The organism is Pseudomonas paraglycinae (assembly GCF_021601625.1).
In the GTDB taxonomy this organism is placed as follows: Bacteria; Pseudomonadota; Gammaproteobacteria; order Pseudomonadales; family Pseudomonadaceae; genus Aquipseudomonas; species Aquipseudomonas paraglycinae.
Genome location: NZ_BQHR01000001.1, coordinates 184,739 through 200,740, shown reverse-complemented (window position 1 = coordinate 200,740; position 16,002 = coordinate 184,739). Strand labels below are relative to the sequence as shown.

The 16,002-nt window shown below is 61.8% G+C and carries 15 protein-coding genes and 1 pseudogene; 11 read left to right on the top strand and 5 right to left on the bottom strand.

Features of this window, described 5'->3' with window-relative positions:
* Positions 1-147: 147 nt before the first annotated feature.
* From ubiE to L6D82_RS28620, 11 genes and pseudogenes are all read left to right on the top strand, one after another.
* Positions 148-918, top strand: a complete 771-nt coding sequence (gene ubiE, locus L6D82_RS00925; RefSeq protein ID WP_236187881.1) for a bifunctional demethylmenaquinone methyltransferase/2-methoxy-6-polyprenyl-1,4-benzoquinol methylase UbiE — start codon at positions 148-150, stop codon at positions 916-918.
* Positions 918-1,541, top strand: coding sequence for a ubiquinone biosynthesis accessory factor UbiJ (locus tag L6D82_RS00920; protein WP_007952419.1), 624 nt, complete (start codon positions 918-920; stop codon positions 1,539-1,541). Before ubiE ends, L6D82_RS00920 begins: the two co-directional genes overlap by 1 nt.
* Positions 1,538-3,142: a ubiquinone biosynthesis regulatory protein kinase UbiB gene (gene ubiB, locus L6D82_RS00915; RefSeq protein ID WP_007952420.1), complete on the top strand. Its 1,605-nt coding sequence runs from the start codon at positions 1,538-1,540 to the stop codon at positions 3,140-3,142. Before L6D82_RS00920 ends, ubiB begins: the two co-directional genes overlap by 4 nt.
* Before the next feature lie 80 nt (positions 3,143-3,222).
* The gene (gene hisI, locus L6D82_RS00910; protein ID WP_007909357.1) at positions 3,223-3,624 is read left to right on the top strand and encodes a phosphoribosyl-AMP cyclohydrolase; all 402 of its coding nucleotides are present in this window, start codon (positions 3,223-3,225) and stop codon (positions 3,622-3,624) included.
* Positions 3,617-3,949 (top strand): phosphoribosyl-ATP diphosphatase, encoded by a 333-nt coding sequence (locus tag L6D82_RS00905; protein ID WP_007952422.1) that lies wholly within the window; start codon positions 3,617-3,619, stop codon positions 3,947-3,949. The genes hisI and L6D82_RS00905 overlap by 8 nt, the downstream gene beginning before the upstream one ends.
* Positions 3,950-3,974: 25 nt before the next feature.
* Positions 3,975-4,253: a twin-arginine translocase TatA/TatE family subunit gene (locus L6D82_RS00900; RefSeq protein WP_007952423.1), complete on the top strand. Its 279-nt coding sequence runs from the start codon at positions 3,975-3,977 to the stop codon at positions 4,251-4,253.
* Between the two features lie 10 nt (positions 4,254-4,263).
* On the top strand, positions 4,264-4,710 hold the full coding sequence (tatB, locus tag L6D82_RS00895) for a Sec-independent protein translocase protein TatB (protein ID WP_085746405.1): 447 nt from the start codon (positions 4,264-4,266) through the stop codon (positions 4,708-4,710).
* Positions 4,707-5,495, top strand: coding sequence for a twin-arginine translocase subunit TatC (gene tatC / locus L6D82_RS00890; RefSeq protein ID WP_085608402.1), 789 nt, complete (start codon positions 4,707-4,709; stop codon positions 5,493-5,495). Before tatB ends, tatC begins: the two co-directional genes overlap by 4 nt.
* The gene (locus L6D82_RS00885; RefSeq protein WP_236187879.1) at positions 5,492-6,199 is read left to right on the top strand and encodes a 16S rRNA (uracil(1498)-N(3))-methyltransferase; all 708 of its coding nucleotides are present in this window, start codon (positions 5,492-5,494) and stop codon (positions 6,197-6,199) included. The genes tatC and L6D82_RS00885 overlap by 4 nt, the downstream gene beginning before the upstream one ends.
* 106 nt (positions 6,200-6,305) lie before the next feature.
* Positions 6,306-7,367, top strand: a pseudogene (locus tag L6D82_RS28625) (methyl-accepting chemotaxis protein); the annotation flags it as partial.
* On the top strand, positions 7,350-8,222 hold the full coding sequence (locus L6D82_RS28620; RefSeq protein WP_371850981.1) for a methyl-accepting chemotaxis protein: 873 nt from the start codon (positions 7,350-7,352) through the stop codon (positions 8,220-8,222). The pseudogene L6D82_RS28625 and the gene L6D82_RS28620, both read left to right, overlap by 18 nt.
* A 156-nt stretch (positions 8,223-8,378) precedes the next feature.
* Here the strand turns inward: L6D82_RS28620 and L6D82_RS00875 are convergent, their stop codons facing one another.
* The 5 genes from L6D82_RS00875 to L6D82_RS00855 form a co-directional block, all read right to left on the bottom strand.
* Positions 8,379-9,113: an amino acid ABC transporter ATP-binding protein gene (locus tag L6D82_RS00875; RefSeq protein WP_064592877.1), complete on the bottom strand. Its 735-nt coding sequence runs from the start codon at positions 9,111-9,113 to the stop codon at positions 8,379-8,381.
* Entirely contained in the window at positions 9,106-10,065 is a 960-nt protein-coding gene (locus L6D82_RS00870; protein WP_007952431.1) for an amino acid ABC transporter permease, read from the bottom strand. Before L6D82_RS00870 ends, L6D82_RS00875 begins: the two co-directional genes overlap by 8 nt.
* 141 nt (positions 10,066-10,206) lie before the next feature.
* A complete protein-coding gene (locus L6D82_RS00865) occupies positions 10,207-11,004 on the bottom strand; it encodes a transporter substrate-binding domain-containing protein (protein ID WP_108559177.1) in 798 nt (265 codons plus the stop codon).
* A gap of 358 nt (positions 11,005-11,362) precedes the next feature.
* Positions 11,363-13,933: a glucans biosynthesis glucosyltransferase MdoH gene (gene mdoH / locus L6D82_RS00860; RefSeq protein WP_102687887.1), complete on the bottom strand. Its 2,571-nt coding sequence runs from the start codon at positions 13,931-13,933 to the stop codon at positions 11,363-11,365.
* Positions 13,926-15,740, bottom strand: a complete 1,815-nt coding sequence (locus L6D82_RS00855; protein WP_102687895.1) for a glucan biosynthesis protein G — start codon at positions 15,738-15,740, stop codon at positions 13,926-13,928. The genes mdoH and L6D82_RS00855 overlap by 8 nt, the downstream gene beginning before the upstream one ends.
* Positions 15,741-16,002 lie beyond the last annotated feature (262 nt).

Genomic DNA, 16,002 nt, shown 5'->3' with positions numbered 1-16,002 from the left:
TGAATGGGGCTATGAATGCCTGCAACGAATCTTGACCGCCACTGCGGCAAATCGTCCCGAAGGTTGCCCATCTTACCTTTAGCCATTCCAAGACAAAGCATGGCTTGGGGATTAGAATGTCGCGCATTCTCTTTTGGTGACAGCGATATGACTGATCAGCACAAAGGCAGCGATGCCGAACCCACCACTCACTTCGGCTTCAAAAACGTTCCGGAAAGCCAGAAAGCGGAAAAAGTCGCTGAGGTGTTCCACTCCGTGGCCGCCAAGTACGACCTGATGAACGACCTTCTGTCGGGCGGCATGCACCGTCTGTGGAAGCGCTTCGCGATCGAACTGTCGGGCGTGCGCGCCGGTAACCGCGTGCTGGACATCGCCGGTGGCACCGGGGACCTGACCAAGAAATTCTCGCACCTGGTCGGCCCGACCGGTCAGGTGGTTCTCGCGGACATCAACGAATCCATGCTCAAGGTCGGTCGTGACCGCCTGCTGGATGTCGGTGTTTCGGGCAACGTCGAGTTCGTTCAGGCCGACGCTGAAAAGCTGCCGTTCCCGGACAACCATTTCGACTGCGTGACCATCGCCTTCGGCCTGCGCAACGTGACGCACAAGGAAGACGCCCTGCGCTCGATGCTGCGCGTACTCAAGCCGGGCGGCCGCCTGCTGGTGCTGGAATTCTCCAAGCCGACCAACGCGCTGATGTCCAAGGCCTACGACGCCTACTCGTTCGCCTTCATGCCGCTGATGGGCAAGCTGATCACCAACGACTCGGAAAGCTATCGCTACCTGGCCGAATCGATCCGCATGCACCCGAATCAGGAAACTTTGAAGTCGATGATGGTCGACGCCGGTTTCGACCGCGTGACCTATCACAACATGACCGCAGGCATCGTCGCCCTGCACCGCGGCATCAAACCCTGATGCTGCTGACCGGGCTGCTCGCCAGCGTCGAACTCGGCCTGAACCGCGTGCTGCGTCTCGACAGCACGGCGCTGCCGCGACTGGCGCATCTGACCGGCAAAGTGATTGCCGTGGATTGCCGCAGCCCGGCGCTGCAACTGTTCATCCTGCCGAGCGACGAAGGCCTGATGCTGGCGTCCCACTGGGAAACCGGCGTCGACTGCACCCTGCGTGCCCCCGCTTCGAGTCTGGTGAAACTGGCCCTGAGCAAGGACAAGACCGCGGTGCTGCACGCACCGGAAGTCGAACTCGACGGTGACAGCGGCGTGCTGCTGGAACTGGCGGGCGTGCTGCAGGATCTGGAGCTGGACTGGGAGTACGAACTCTCGCGCTGGCTGGGACCTGTCGCCACGCAACTGGTCGGCGGTCACCTACGCAGCCGCGCCCGCTGGTATCAACAAGGATTTGCCAGCCTCAACCAGAACCTCGCCGAATACCTGGCCGAAGAATCGCGCACCCTCGTCGGGCAGCGCGAAGCCGAAGCCCGCTTCAGCGAACTGGACCGGATCAAACTCGATCTGGAACGTCTCGAGGCGCGCTTCGAGCGCCTTTCCCGATCCCTCGACCCAAGCGATAACGCATGAAGCTGCTCGCCGTCCGCCGTCTGTTGCGCATCCAGCGCGTCGTGATCCGCTACCGCCTCGATGACCTGCTGTTCGATCTGCCTTTGCCGTGGTTTTTGCTGGCGCTGCGCTACGTCTTGCCGTGGCGCTGGTTCCCGCGCAAGCCGCTGGACCTGAGCCGTGGCGCACGCCTGCGCCTGGCCTTGCAGGACCTGGGGCCGATCTTCATCAAGTTCGGGCAGATCCTTTCGACCCGCCGCGACCTGCTGCCAGAAGACATCGCCGATGAGCTGATGCGGTTGCAGGACCGCGTGCCGCCGTTCGATTCGCAGCTGTCGGTCAAGCTGATCGAAGAGCAACTGGGCAAGAAGATCAGCGAAGTGTTCAGCCGCTTCGACGTCGAACCGCTGGCCTCGGCCTCGGTGGCGCAGGTGCATGCCGCGCAGTTGAAGACCGGCGAAGAAGTAGTGGTCAAGGTGATCCGCCCGGGCCTGAAACCGATCATTGCCCAGGATCTGGCGTGGCTGTTCATCCTCGCCCGCGCCGCCGAAAAGGTCTCCGCCGACGCTCGTCTGCTGCACCCGGTGGACGTGGTCAGCGACTATGAAAAAACCATCTACGACGAACTCGACCTGTTGCGCGAGGCAGCCAACGCCAGCCAGTTGAAACGCAACTTCGAAGGCTCGCCGCTGCTGTACGTGCCGCAAGTCTATTGGGACTGGTGCCGGCCGAAAGTGCTGGTGATGGAGCGCATCTACGGGATTCAGGTGACGGATCTGGCGACCCTCGCCGACCAGCGCACCGACATGAAGATGCTTGCCGAACGTGGCGTGGAGATCTTCTTCACCCAGGTATTCCGCGACAGTTTCTTCCACGCCGACATGCACCCGGGCAACATCTTCGTCAGCACCGTCAACCCGTGGAGCCCGCAGTACATCGCTATCGACTGCGGCATCGTCGGCAGCCTGACCCCGGAAGACCAGGACTATCTGGCGCGCAACCTGTTCGCCTTCTTCAAACGCGACTACCGCCGCGTGGCGCAATTGCACATCGATTCGGGCTGGGTGCCGGCGGAAACCAAGCTCAACGAATTCGAAGCGGCGATCCGTACCGTGTGCGAGCCGATCTTCGAAAAACCATTAAAAGATATTTCATTTGGCCAGGTGCTGATGCGCCTGTTCCAGACCGCGCGCCGCTTCAACATGGAAGTGCAGCCGCAACTCGTATTGCTGCAAAAGACCCTGCTGAACATCGAAGGCCTGGGCCGTCAGCTGTATCCGGATCTGGATCTGTGGAACACCGCGCAGCCGTTCCTCGAACGCTGGATGCGCGAGCGCGTCAGCCCGAAAGCCTTGATCGGCAACGTCCAGAGCCAGTTCGAACAACTGCCGCACCTGGCCAACATGGCCCGTGACCTGCTCGAACGCATGTCCCAACCTCACGCCAACGACCCGCCACCGCCGTGGAAAAAGCGCAAGGACGACTGGTTCCTGCGCCTGCTCGGCAGCGCCCATCTGGCGGGCGGTACGATCCTCGCCGCCGGTGGCCCGATGCACGAACTGGGGCATTGGCCCGCCGGGATCATGGTGGCCGTCGGCTTGTATCTGGTCGTTCGCCGATAGCCAGTTCCGTGATCGGCTGGCACACTGTTTCAACGCCTGAACCCGACTATTGAAGTGTGGGTTCGCTGTCGGAGTCGAAGATGAAAAACTGGCTGGACGAGATCAAGTGGGACGCCGATGGCCTGGTGCCGGCGATTGCCCAGGATCACAAGACCGGACGCGTATTGATGATGGCCTGGATGAACCGCGAAGCCCTGGAGCTGACCGCGGCGGAAAACCGTGCCATCTATTGGTCACGTTCCCGTGGCAAGCTGTGGCGCAAGGGCGAAGAGTCCGGCCACGTACAGACGCTGCATGAAATGCGTCTGGACTGCGACGCCGACGTCATCATCCTGATGGTCGAACAGATCGGCGACATCGCTTGCCATACCGGCCGTCAAAGCTGCTTCTACCGCGTCTTCGAAAACGGCGACTGGAAAACGGTCGACCCGGTCCTGAAAGACCCGCACGCCATCTATTCCGCAGGACACAAACATGAGTGACACTCTGACCCGCCTTGCTCAGGTGCTGGAAGAGCGCAAAGGCGCAGCCGCCGACAGCTCGTATGTCGCCAGTCTGTACCACAAGGGTCTGAACAAGATTCTGGAGAAGGTCGGCGAAGAGTCGGTTGAAACGATCATTGCCGCCAAGGACGCCGCCGTCAGCGGCGACTGCAGCGACGTGATCTACGAGACCGCCGACCTGTGGTTCCACAGCATGGTCATGCTTGCCCAGCTGGGGCAGCATCCGCAGGCGGTGCTGGATGAACTGGATCGCCGTTTCGGCCTGTCCGGACACGTCGAGAAAGCCTCGCGCCCGTCCGCCTGAACAACTATTAGAGAGGAACAGCAACATGGGCATTTTTGACTGGAAACACTGGATCGTCATCCTGGTGGTCGTGGTACTGGTGTTCGGTACCAAGAAACTGAAAAACCTCGGCACCGACGTCGGCGAGTCGATCAAGGGCTTCCGTAAAGCCATGAACGACGACGAGAAACCGGCCGATCCGACCGTCACGCCTGCGCAACCGGTACCGCCGGTCCAGCCGCAAGCCACCGCTCAGGCCAACCCGCCGCACACCATCGACGTGCAGGCGCAGAAAGTCGAAGAGCCGATCCGCAAAGACGTGTGAGCACTGACTAATGTTTGGTATCAGCTTCTCTGAACTGCTGCTCGTCGGCCTCGTTGCCCTGCTGGTGCTGGGTCCCGAGCGTCTGCCGGGCGCTGCACGCACCGCCGGCCTGTGGGTCGGACGGCTGAAGCGCAGCTTCAACGCGATCAAACAGGAAGTTGAGCGTGAAATCGGTGCCGACGAAATCCGTCGGCAACTGCACAACGAGCACATCCTGTCGCTGGAACAGGAGGCGCGGAAGATTTTCACGCCGGTTCAGCAGGAGCCGACGCCGGTCGAGCATGTGGGTGAGCAGACGATTCACAGCCCTGCCGCTCCAACGCCAGCGGCACCTGCTGTAGCGCCAATCGAACCAGCGCCTGTCGTCGCGCCAGCCTCGGTTGAACACGTAACACCAACCGCCGCGCCGACCACACCAGCGCCTCAAGACCCAACATTGCCGCCGCGAGCCCCATGAGCGATCTCCCCGAAAACGACCAGCACATGCCGCTGGTTTCGCACCTCACCGAGTTGCGCACCCGCCTGCTGCGTTGCGTCGCGGCGATCTTCATCATCTTCGCCGGGCTGTTTGCCTTCACCCAGCAGATCTACACCTTCGTCTCGACGCCGCTGCGCGAATACCTGCCGGCCGGCGCGACGATGATCGCCACCGACGTGTCGTCGCCGTTCCTGACGCCGCTGAAACTGACGATGATGGTCTCGCTGTTCCTGGCGATTCCGGTGATCCTGCATCAGATCTGGGGCTTCATCGCACCGGGCCTGTACAAGCACGAGAAGCGTGTCGCAGTGCCGTTGCTGATCTCCAGCATCCTGCTGTTCTACACCGGCATGGCGTTCGCCTACTTCTTCGTGTTCCCGCTGATCTTCAAGTTCTTCGCCTCGGCCACTCCGGCCGGCGTGGAAATGATGACCGACATCACCAGTTACCTCGACTTCGTCATGACGCTGTTCTTCGCTTTCGGCGTGGCGTTCGAAATCCCGGTGGCCGTGGTGCTGCTGGTGTGGATCGGCGTGGTCGACGTCAAATACCTGAAGAAGATCCGTCCGTACGTGATCATCGGCTGCTTCGTGGTCGGCATGATCCTGACCCCGCCGGACATCTTCTCCCAGACCCTGCTGGCCGTGCCGATGTGGATGCTGTTCGAAGTCGGCATCCTCTTCGGCAGCCTGGTCAGCAAGCGCGAGCGCCCGGAAGAAACCGTAGACGATCACAACGACCAGCCGCCAGCGACTCAGCCATGAACCTGCTGCTGCTCGAAGAGGCCGACTTCATTGCGGCCGACCGCGTCGTGCTGCGTGATCGGCGCCTGACCCACATGCAGGAAGTCCACCGTTCGGAAGTCGGCGACAGCCTGCGGGTCGGGCGGATCGGCGGGTTGATGGGCTCGGCCGAGCTGCTGCGCCTGGACGCGGGTGAAGCCGAGCTTCGGGTCACCCTCGATCAACCGCCACCGGCCAAACTGCCGCTGACCCTGGTGCTCGCCCTGCCCCGCCCGAAAATGCTGCGCCGGGTGTTCCAGACCGTGGCGACCATGGGCGTGTCGAAGGTGATCCTGGTCAACAGCTACCGGGTCGAGAAAAGCTTCTGGCAGACGCCGTTCCTCGAACCGGACGCCATCCGCGAACAACTCATCCTCGGCCTCGAACAGGCCCGCGATACCGTGCTGCCGGAAATCATCATCGAGAAGCGCTTCAAGCCGTTCGTCGAAGATCGCCTGCCAGCCATCACCGACGGCACCCTCGGCCTGGTCGGTCATCCGGGCAATTTTCCGCCCTGCCCCCGCGCCCTGAACGAACCGGTGACCCTGGCCATCGGCCCCGAGGGTGGCTGGATTCCCTACGAAATCGATCTGCTGGCCAGGGCCGGGCTGCAACCGGTGCAACTGGGCGAGCGAATCCTGCGGGTCGAAACCGCCGTCACCGCGCTGCTCGCCCGGCTGTTCTGAGCGCTTCTGTTCTAAGCGCTTCGCCGGACAAAAGGCGTTACAGATTGCCATCATCCGGCCGATACCCTCTCCATAAGTCCAATTAGTGGTCCGAGGGAGTCGTCGCATGTACCGTTGGTTAGCCGAGAGTCTTGGAAACGTCAGCGTCAAACGTAAGCTTGGAATCGGTTTCGGCCTGGTGCTGCTGCTGACCCTGTTGATCACCTTCACCGGCTGGACCGGCATGAGCGGGATCATCAGCCGGGGTGACAAGCTCGGGTTCATCTCCAGCCTCAACGAGCTGACCAAAGACCTGCGCCTGGCACGCCTGGACTATGAAGCCCGCCGTGGCGAACAGGGCCCTGGCGCGGTCAACGACCTGCTCGGCAAGCTCGACAGCGGCCTGCAAAGCGCGCGCGGCATGATCGAGCAACCGTCCGACGTGGCCATGATCGATCAGCAACTGGCAGCGGTCGCCGAGTACAAACGCGCCTTTGCCGACATGACCCAGGCCACCGTGCAGCGTGAAGACGCCCGCAGCAAACTCGGCGCCAGCGCCGATAACGCCGTGGCCAAGGTCAGCGAAGTCGAGAAATCCCTGCTGCAAGGCGACAGCGTTGCGCAATTCAACAGCGTGATCGAGCTGAGCAAACTGCTGCAGCAGGCGCGCTATCAGGTGCGCGGCTACACTTACAGCGGCAAGGCCGAGGCCGAACAGCCGGCGCTGGATGCCATCGCCGCCGCCCTGAACAATCTGGAAAGCCTGCCGAGCAAACTGCCCGAGCAACACATCGCCAACCTGCAACAGGCCACCGAATCGCTGAAGGCTTACCGCGCTGCCGTCAGCCAGTTCCGCGACTCCCAGGTGAACAACGCCAAGGCGCTGGCTCGCATGTCGGCCCAAGGCGACATCCTGCTCGACGTCAGTAAGAAACTCACCGAATCCCAGACCATCGTCCGCGACACCGATGCCGCGCACGCCAAAAACATGCTGATGATCGCCACCCTGCTGGCCCTGGCCTTCGGTCTGCTCGCGGCTTGGGCGATCACCCGCCAGATCATCATCCCGCTGGAGCAGACCCTGAAAGTTGCCGAGCGTGTGGCCGCCGGTGACCTGACCCACAACCTGGTATCCCTGCGCCGTGACGAACTTGGCCAACTGCAACGCTCGATGCAGAGCATGACTCAAGGCCTGCGCGAACTGATCGGTGGCATCAGCGACGGCGTGACCCAGATCGCCAGCGCTGCCGAAGAATTGTCCGCCGTGACCGAGCAGACCAGCGCCGGGGTGAACAATCAGAAAATCGAGACCGACCAGGTCGCCACCGCCATGAACGAAATGGCCGCCACCGTGCAGGAAGTCGCGCGCAACGCCGAGGAAGCTTCGGAAGCAGCGGTCGCTGCTGACCAGCAGGCCCGCGAAGGCGACAAGGTGGTTGGCGAGGCCATCGCCCAGATCGAACGTCTGGCTGCTGAAGTCGGCCACTCCACCGAGGCCATGGGTGAGCTCAAACGCGAAAGCGACAAGATCGGCAGCGTGCTCGACGTGATCAAGTCCGTGGCCCAGCAAACCAACCTGCTGGCCCTCAACGCCGCCATCGAAGCCGCCCGTGCCGGTGAAGCCGGACGTGGTTTTGCGGTGGTTGCCGACGAAGTCCGCAGCCTCGCCCAGCGCACTCAGAAGTCCACGGAAGAGATCGAAGAGCTGATCGTGGGTCTGCAGAACGGCACCCAGCAAGTGGCGACGATCATGGACAACAGCCGCACCCTGACCGACAGCAGTGTCGAGCTGACCCGGCGTGCCGGTGGCTCGCTGGAAAGCATCACCCGCACCGTCTCGGCGATTCAGGCGATGAACCAGCAGATCGCTGCAGCGGCCGAGCAGCAGAGCGCCGTGGCCGAAGAGATCAACCGCAGTGTGCTGAACGTGCGTGATGTCTCGGACCAGACCTCGGCGGCCAGTGAAGAGACGGCGGCCTCCAGCGTCGAGCTGGCGCGCCTGGGCACTCACCTGCAAACGCTGGTGGGCCGGTTCAAGGTTTGAGGTGATTCACCCACCTCGGTTCGCTTGGGACCGAGGTGATGCTATCGCTGGCAAGCCAGCTCCCACAGGGTTTGTAGTCGACCACGAAGTTTGTGTTCAGCCCCATTAACTGTGGGAGCTGGCTTGCCAGCGATGACGTCCGAGCGGACGCCGCAGTTACAGAACCTGTCGAAGGAACGCCTGAGCTCGCGGATCCTTCGGTGCATCGAAGAACTCCGCCGGCGAGGCGTCTTCCAGCAGTTTGCCGTGATCGAAGAACAGCACCCGATCCGCCACTTCCCGGGCAAAGCCCATTTCGTGGGTCACGCAGACCATGGTCATGCCTTCCACGGCCAGGTTCTTCATCACGTCCAGCACTTCGCCGACCATTTCCGGGTCGAGGGCCGAGGTCGGTTCGTCGAACAGCATTACTTTGGGATCCATCGCCAGCGCCCGGGCAATCGCCACCCGCTGTTGCTGACCGCCGGACAGGCGCGACGGGTATTCGCGGGCCTTCTGGGCGATGCCGACCTTCTCCAGCAACGCCAGGGCCTTGGCCTCGCTTTCCTTCTGGCCGCGCTTGCGCACGACTTTCTGCGCCAGGCACAGGTTTTCCAGCACGGTCATGTGCGGGAACAGATTGAAATGCTGGAACACCATACCGACTTCGCGGCGGTAGGCGTTGACGTCGGTTTTCGGGTCGGCCAGTTGCAGGCCGTCGATGCTCACCGAGCCGGAATCGAATTCTTCCAGACCATTGAGGCAACGCAGAAAGGTCGACTTGCCTGAACCGGACGGGCCGATCACCACCAGCACTTCGCCCTTGGCCACGGAAGTGCTGACGTTATCCACCGCGCGCACCACCTGCCCACGGGTGTCGAAGACTTTTACCAGATCGCGGACTTCAATCACTTTGCGCGAGCCTCCGCTCAAGCCGGCTGGCGATTTTCGACAGCGGCAGGTTGATCAACAGGTACAGGCCGGCGACGCAGAACAGGATCTCGAACGGCGAGAACGACGTGGTGATGACTTCACGGCCGCTTTTCAGCAACTCGGTGATGGCGATCACCGACACCAGCGAGGTGTCTTTGACCAGACTGATGAACTGCCCGGCCAGCGGCGGCAGCACGCGTTTGAACGCTTGCGGCAACACCACATGACGCATCGACTGGCCAGCGCTCAGCCCCAGCGAACGCGCTGCTTCGTTCTGGCCACGGGCAATCGACTGCACGCCGGAACGGATGATTTCCGCCACGTAGGCGCCGGTGAACAGCGACAGCGCGGCGATCCCGGCGAACTCCCGGGACAGGTTCATCACCGTGCCGATGAAGAAATAGAAAATGAAGATCTGCACCAGCAGCGGCGTGCCGCGCACCAGTTCGACATAGATCGTCGACAGGTCGCGCAGGGTCGGGTTGCTCGACAGCCGGCACAGCCCGGTCGCCAGACCGATCAGCAGGCCCAGCACGCCGGACACCACCGACAGCCAAAGCGTGGTCCACAGGCCCCACAACAGCGGACCCGCCGCCCAATGCCGCGTCACACCCACGACGTCGCCTTCGGCCACATCGTCGCCCTGAGCGAATTGCAGGCTGTTTTCGTCGACGGTCAGGTGCTGCTCGTCACCGGCATCGTTGCGCAGGGTGACCTGCGCGCTGCCGCCCTTGCGCACCAGTTCGCTGACGGTGGAAATGTCGGTCGCGCGCTGGGTTTCCTCGGCCTGATAGGCGAAGTACTGCGGCACACGGTTCCAGCGCCATTCGTAGGACATCAGCGACGTGGCGTAATACAACGCGCCAGCCAGGCCGACCAGCACCAGCACAGTCAGGACGTGCCAGGGCCATTGGGCTTTTTTCTGTTTCATTGAATGTTTCTCTGATTCGCTCGTTCCCACGCTCTGCGTGGGAATGCATCCTGTGACGCTCTGCGTCACGCTTGCGAAGGGACGCGGAGCGTCCCGGGCGGCGTTCCCACGCAAAGCGTGGGAACGATCAGCGGGCGGGCCTTATTCCATGTCCTTGAGCCACTCGGTGCTCTTGAACCACTTGTCATGGATGCGATCGTAGGTGCCGTCTTCGTGGATCTGGTGCAGGAAGTTGTTGATGAAGTTGATGCTGTCGTAGTCACCCTTCTTCAGACCGAAGGCCAGTGGCTCGTAGGTGAACGGCTTGTCGAGGAACACCAGCTTGCCGGCGCCGACCTTGTTCACTGCAACGACGTTGTACGGCGCGTCGTAGATGAAGGCGTCCGCCTTGCCGTTGACCACGTCGAGCACGGCTTCCTGCTCGTTGTCGTAACCGTGGTACTTGGCCTTGGAGATCAGCTTCTTGGCGACCATCTCGCCAGTGGTGCCGAGCTTGGAGGTGATGCGGTAGTCGGCGGTGTTCAGGTCTTTGTAGGACTTGATGGTGCCTTCCAGCTCTTTACGGATCAGCAGGGTCTGGCCGACCACGATGAACGGTTCGCTGAAGTTCAGGCGCAGGTTGCGTTCCTGGGTCAGGGTCATGCCGCTGCCGATCATGTCGAACTTGTCGGTCATCAGCGCCGGGATGATCCCGTCGTAACCGGTGGAGACCAGCTCCAGCTTGACGCCCATCGCCTTGGTCATGGCTTTGAGGATGTCGACTTCGAAACCGATGATTTCGCCGCGCTTGTTGGTCATTTCGAACGGCATGTAGGTCGGATCCATGCCGACTTTCAACGAGCCACGCTTGACCGCCTCGTCGATTGCGCCGGCCTGCGCCGCATTGACTGCAACCAGTGCCGTGACGCCGACCAGCAGCATCGACAGATACTTCTTCATCTTCAAGTCCCCAAAACCATTGCGTTTGCGGCGCGAAAACCGACAGAAATGGACAAGATTGTCCGGGTGCGCCAATTCGGGGACGGATGCTAACGCACTCGATTTTTTGCACAAGGTTTAATGGACGATTTGTTTAACATTCAAGAACCACCCCTCACCCCAGCCCTCTCCCCAGAGGGGAGAGGGGGAAAGGGAGCCGATCTTCGTTGTCTTCCAGACCGGAGTTCAACTCGGTATCTCACGTCGGCGTAACTCGAGCATTCAACTCGGTCAGTCCCCTCTCCCTCCGGGAGAGGGTTAGGGTGAGGGGGGCTCTTTTTCTGGACATAAAAAACCCCGCTTTCGCGGGGTTTCTTCATCAGGCCGGTTGCGCCTGCAAGCTCACCGGCTTGAGCGGCAGCAGCGGCGCGTGGGGATCGGCTTTCACCGAAGCCCGCCAGGCGTCCAGCCACTCGGCATGGCCTTCGGCCCACACCTGCTCGTGCAGACGGGCCAGGGCCACCGGATCGCTCAGCAGTTGCAGGCGATCATGGTTGTTCAGCCCGGCCGGGCCGACCTTGATCGCGTGACGCACGCGTTCCTGACGCAGCCATTCGATCGGCTCGGCCTGACCGTGACGCGAGGTCGCCAGCGAGCACGCCAGGGCGTTCTGCTGTGGATCGACCACGGCGCGGACGAAGCCGTCGTTCAGCGCGTGCCAGCGGTTTTCGTGGGTGTACTGATCGGTGGCCAGCAGCTCCTGTGGCGGATTGTATTCCTCGGGGATGAGGAACAGGCTCTCGTCACGGGATTTGAGGCCCAGACCGACGCGGCTGGAAATCACCGACACCGGAATCGACAGCATCAGCGAACCGACGATCGGCACCAGCCACCACAGGAAGCTCGGGTTCAGCCAGATCACCAGCAGCGCCCAGAAGAAGCCCAGCAGGGTCTGCGGACCGTGACGCTTGACCGCTTCGCTCCATGGCGTGGAATCGTCGTCACGCTGCGGCGAGTTCCAGGTCGCGGCCCAGCCGAGGAACGCGGCCAGAACGAAACGGGTGTGGAAAATCATCCGCACCGGCGCCAGCAGCATGGAGAACAGCATCTCCAGCAGCATCGACAGGGTCACCTTGAACTTGCCGCCGAACTCTTTCGCGCCCTTGGCCCAGATCAGGATGATGCTCAACAGCTTCGGCAGGAACAGCAGCACGATGGTCGTCGAGAACAGCGCGATCGCCTTGTCCGGGTGCCATTGTGGCCACAGCGGATAGAGCTGACGCGGTTCGAGGAAGTACTGCGGCTCCATCAGCGTGTTCACCGCCAGCAGCGCGGTCGACAACACCAGGAAGAAGAACCACAGCGGCGCCGACAGGTAAGACATCACGCCAGTCAGAAACACCGCGCGGTGCACCGGGTGCATGCCTTTTACCAGGAACAGACGGAAGTTCATCAGGTTGCCGTGGCACCAGCGACGGTCACGCTTGAGTTCATCGAGCAGGTTCGGCGGCAGTTCTTCGTAGCTGCCCGGCAGATCGTAGGCAATCCACACGCCCCAGCCGGCACGGCGCATCAGCGCCGCTTCAACGAAGTCGTGAGAGAGGATCGCACCGGAGAACGCACCCTTGCCCGGCAACGGCGCCAGGGCGCAGTGGTCGATGAACGGCTTCATGCGGATGATCGCGTTGTGACCCCAGTAGTGGGATTCACCCAGCTGCCAGAAGTGCAGGCCGGCGGTGAACAGCGGACCGTATACACGGGTGGCGAATTGCTGCATGCGTGCATACAGCGTGTCCATGCCCGAAGCGCGCGGCGCGGTCTGGATGATGCCGGCGTCCGGAGTGGCCTCCATCAGGCGCACCAGACTGGTCAGGCACTCGCCGCTCATGACCGAGTCGGCGTCGAGTACGACCATGTACTTGTAGTCACCGCCCCAGCGACGGCAGAAGTCGTCGAGGTTGCCGCTCTTGCGTTTTACGCGGCGACGACGGCGGCGATAGAAGATCTTGCCGAAGCCCTTCGCTTCACGGCAGACGTCCAGCCAGGCCTGCTGCTCGGCAACGCAGATGTCGGTGTCGTTACTGTCGCTGAGGACGAAGAAGTCGAAACGGTCCAGGTCACCGGTAGCGGCGACCGACTCGAACGTCGCGCGCAGACCGGCAAATACCCGAGGCACGTCTTCGTTGCAGATCGGCATCACCAGTGCGGTGCGCGCGTCTTTCGGAATCGGCTCGTTGCCGGCACTTTTACCGGAGATCCGGTATTTATCGTGGCCGGTGAGCAATTCGAGGAAGCCCATCAGCGCGGTCCAGAAACCGGCCGATACCCAGCAGAACAGAATCCCGAACATGATCAGGATGCTGGTCTGCAGCGCATACGGCAGCACTTGCGTGGCGGTTTGCAGCAGCGGTTGATGCAGGACTTCTTCCAGATCGACGAACGACCAGCCCTGGTACGGCATGATGCCTTTCATGTACCAGCCGGCGACGATGGTCTGACCCAGCATCAGCACCAGCAGAATGTAGCGACGGATCGAACCGACCGTGCGCCAGCGCGCCGCCGGCAACACGTTGGCGTCCTTCGGCGGTTGCGGCGGGTTGGTCCGACCGGTCAAACGGCGCCAGCCACGCACCAGAATGTTGGTGCGCCACGGCTCCGGCACGACCTTGGTCCGACGGATCGGCGGCGTGGCCTTCATGCTGACCCGGCCGCTGGCGTCGAGCACCAGCATTTCCGCGTCTTCCAGCTCTTCGGCGGTGCTCAGGGTCAGGCGCTTGCCCACCGAAGCCTGGGCGGCTTCGGTCGGCGCGTCAAAGGTCTTGGACGACAGGCGTTCATGCAATTCGCTGAAGGACTGGCAGCCCGCGAGTTCCGCGCGCTGCTCGTCGGTCATCGGCAGATGCGCCAGGTACTCGGACAGAGTCTCTGGCTGTACTTGAGAGTTACTCATCGGCAGGCAACTGATAGCTCCAGGTCTCGGTCAGGACTTCTTCAGTCGGTGCCGATTCCGGTGTGGCTGGGGCCGCGTCCGCAGCGGCTGGCTGCTTGGCGTCTTTGTTGGCCTTGTCCTTGGCATCTGCAACCGGCTTGGCGTCGGCCTGTTTGGCCTCGGCGGCCTTGGCTTCCTTGTCGGCTTTCTCTTGTTGCTTGGCGGCAACCTTGTCGGCCTTGGCTACCGACGAGTTGGACGTCGGTACCGAAGACTTGGCCAGATCAGCGGTGACCACTGGCTGCACCAGGGCTGCGCGCATCTCGGTGGACTTGCTCGCGTCCTTGATCTTCATCCGCAGGGTCAGGCGCCAGCCCTTGGTTTCCGGGTTGTAGCGCACGCTGTTCTCGACCAGTTCGGCGTTGTCGCCGACGCTGACCTGGCTGCGAACGTCTGCATCCGGGGCCAAGGCGGCCAGGGACGGGCCCTCGAAGTCGACCAGGTAGGCAACGCTGCCATCCGGCTGACGGATCAGGTTCGATTGCTTGACGTCACCGGTCGAACGCAGGGTCTGGTTGACCCAGGCGCTGTCCGGCGCGTGCAGCGCGGCTTCGTCGATGGTCCAGTGCATGCGGTAGGCAAAGTCCAGCGGCTGGCCTGGCTCCGGCAGTTTTTCCGGGCTCCAGAACGCAACGATGTTGTCGTTGGTTTCGTCGGCGGTCGGGATCTCGACCAGATCGACGGTGCCTTTGCCCCAGTCGCCCTTCGGCTCGATCCAGGCGCTTGGGCGCTTGTCGTAGCGGTCGTCGAGGTCTTCGTAGTGGCTGAAGTCACGGCCACGTTGCAGCAGACCGAAACCACGCGGGTTTTCGACGCTGAACTGGCTGACAGCCAAATGTTTCGGGTTGTTCAGTGGGCGCCAGATCCACTCGCCGTTGCCGGCATGGATCGACAGACCGCTGGAGTCGTGCAGTTCACGACGGTAGTTGAGCACTTTCGACGGCTGGTTGGCGCCGAACAGGAACATGCTGGTCAGCGGCGCGATGCCGAGCTTGCCGACCTTGTCACGCAGGTACATCTGGCCCTTGACGTCGACGATGGTGTCGCTGCCCGGACGCAGGATCAGACGGTAGGCGCCGGTCGCACGTGGCGAATCCAGCAGGGCGAAGATCACCAGGTGCTTGTCGCCCGGCTTCGGCTGCTGAATCCAGAACTCGCGAAAACGCGGGAATTCTTCGCCGGACGGCAAAGCGGTATCGATCGCCAGACCACGGGCCGACAGACCGTAGGTGTGACCCTTGCCGACAACGCGGAAGTAGCTCGCGCCCAGCATGGTCATGATTTCGTCTTGCTTGTCAGCCTTGTTGATCGGGTACAGGACACGGAAACCGGCGTAGCCCAGTTGTTCGGTGGCCTTAGGATCGAACTGCAGGTCGCCGAAATCGAAACGGCTAGGATCGTATTTGATCTCTTCGACGGTGTTCGCGGTGATTTCGTTGATTTTCACCGGCGTATCGAAGTGCATGCCCTGATGATAGAAGGACAGCTTGAACGGGGTCTTCTGGTCGGCCCATTCGGCTTTTTCGGTGCGGAAACGAATCTTCTGATAGTCCGCGAATTTCATTTCACGGAATTCGTTTGGCAGGTTGCTGCGCGGGGCTTCGAACTTCTGCCCGGCCAGCTCTTTGGCCTTGGCCGACACATCGTCAAGATTGAATGCCCAAAGCTGGCCGGCGCTGAGCAGGCAGAGTACTGCCGAGCCCGCTACCAGAGCGCTGCGCAAGCGTTTGGCAGACAATTTTGCTGCATTACAGGGACTAACAATCACGAGCAACCCTCGCCGAAAACAGATCAATAAACCAACGGCCAGATGAAGTGCCTGTGAGGGATTCGGTACAAAAAAACCGACCTTTCAGGGCACCCTTGCCAAGTTGGCGAGCATTGTTCCGACTCCGCTGGGTCAAAATGATTCCCCAATCGGATCCGGACAAGTCTCTACCTAAGTCAAAATGGACCAACGAACGCTGATCCCCGTAGCGCGCGATTATCTAGTAGCCCGCGTGACAACGCATCAGGGGTAACAAAGTATT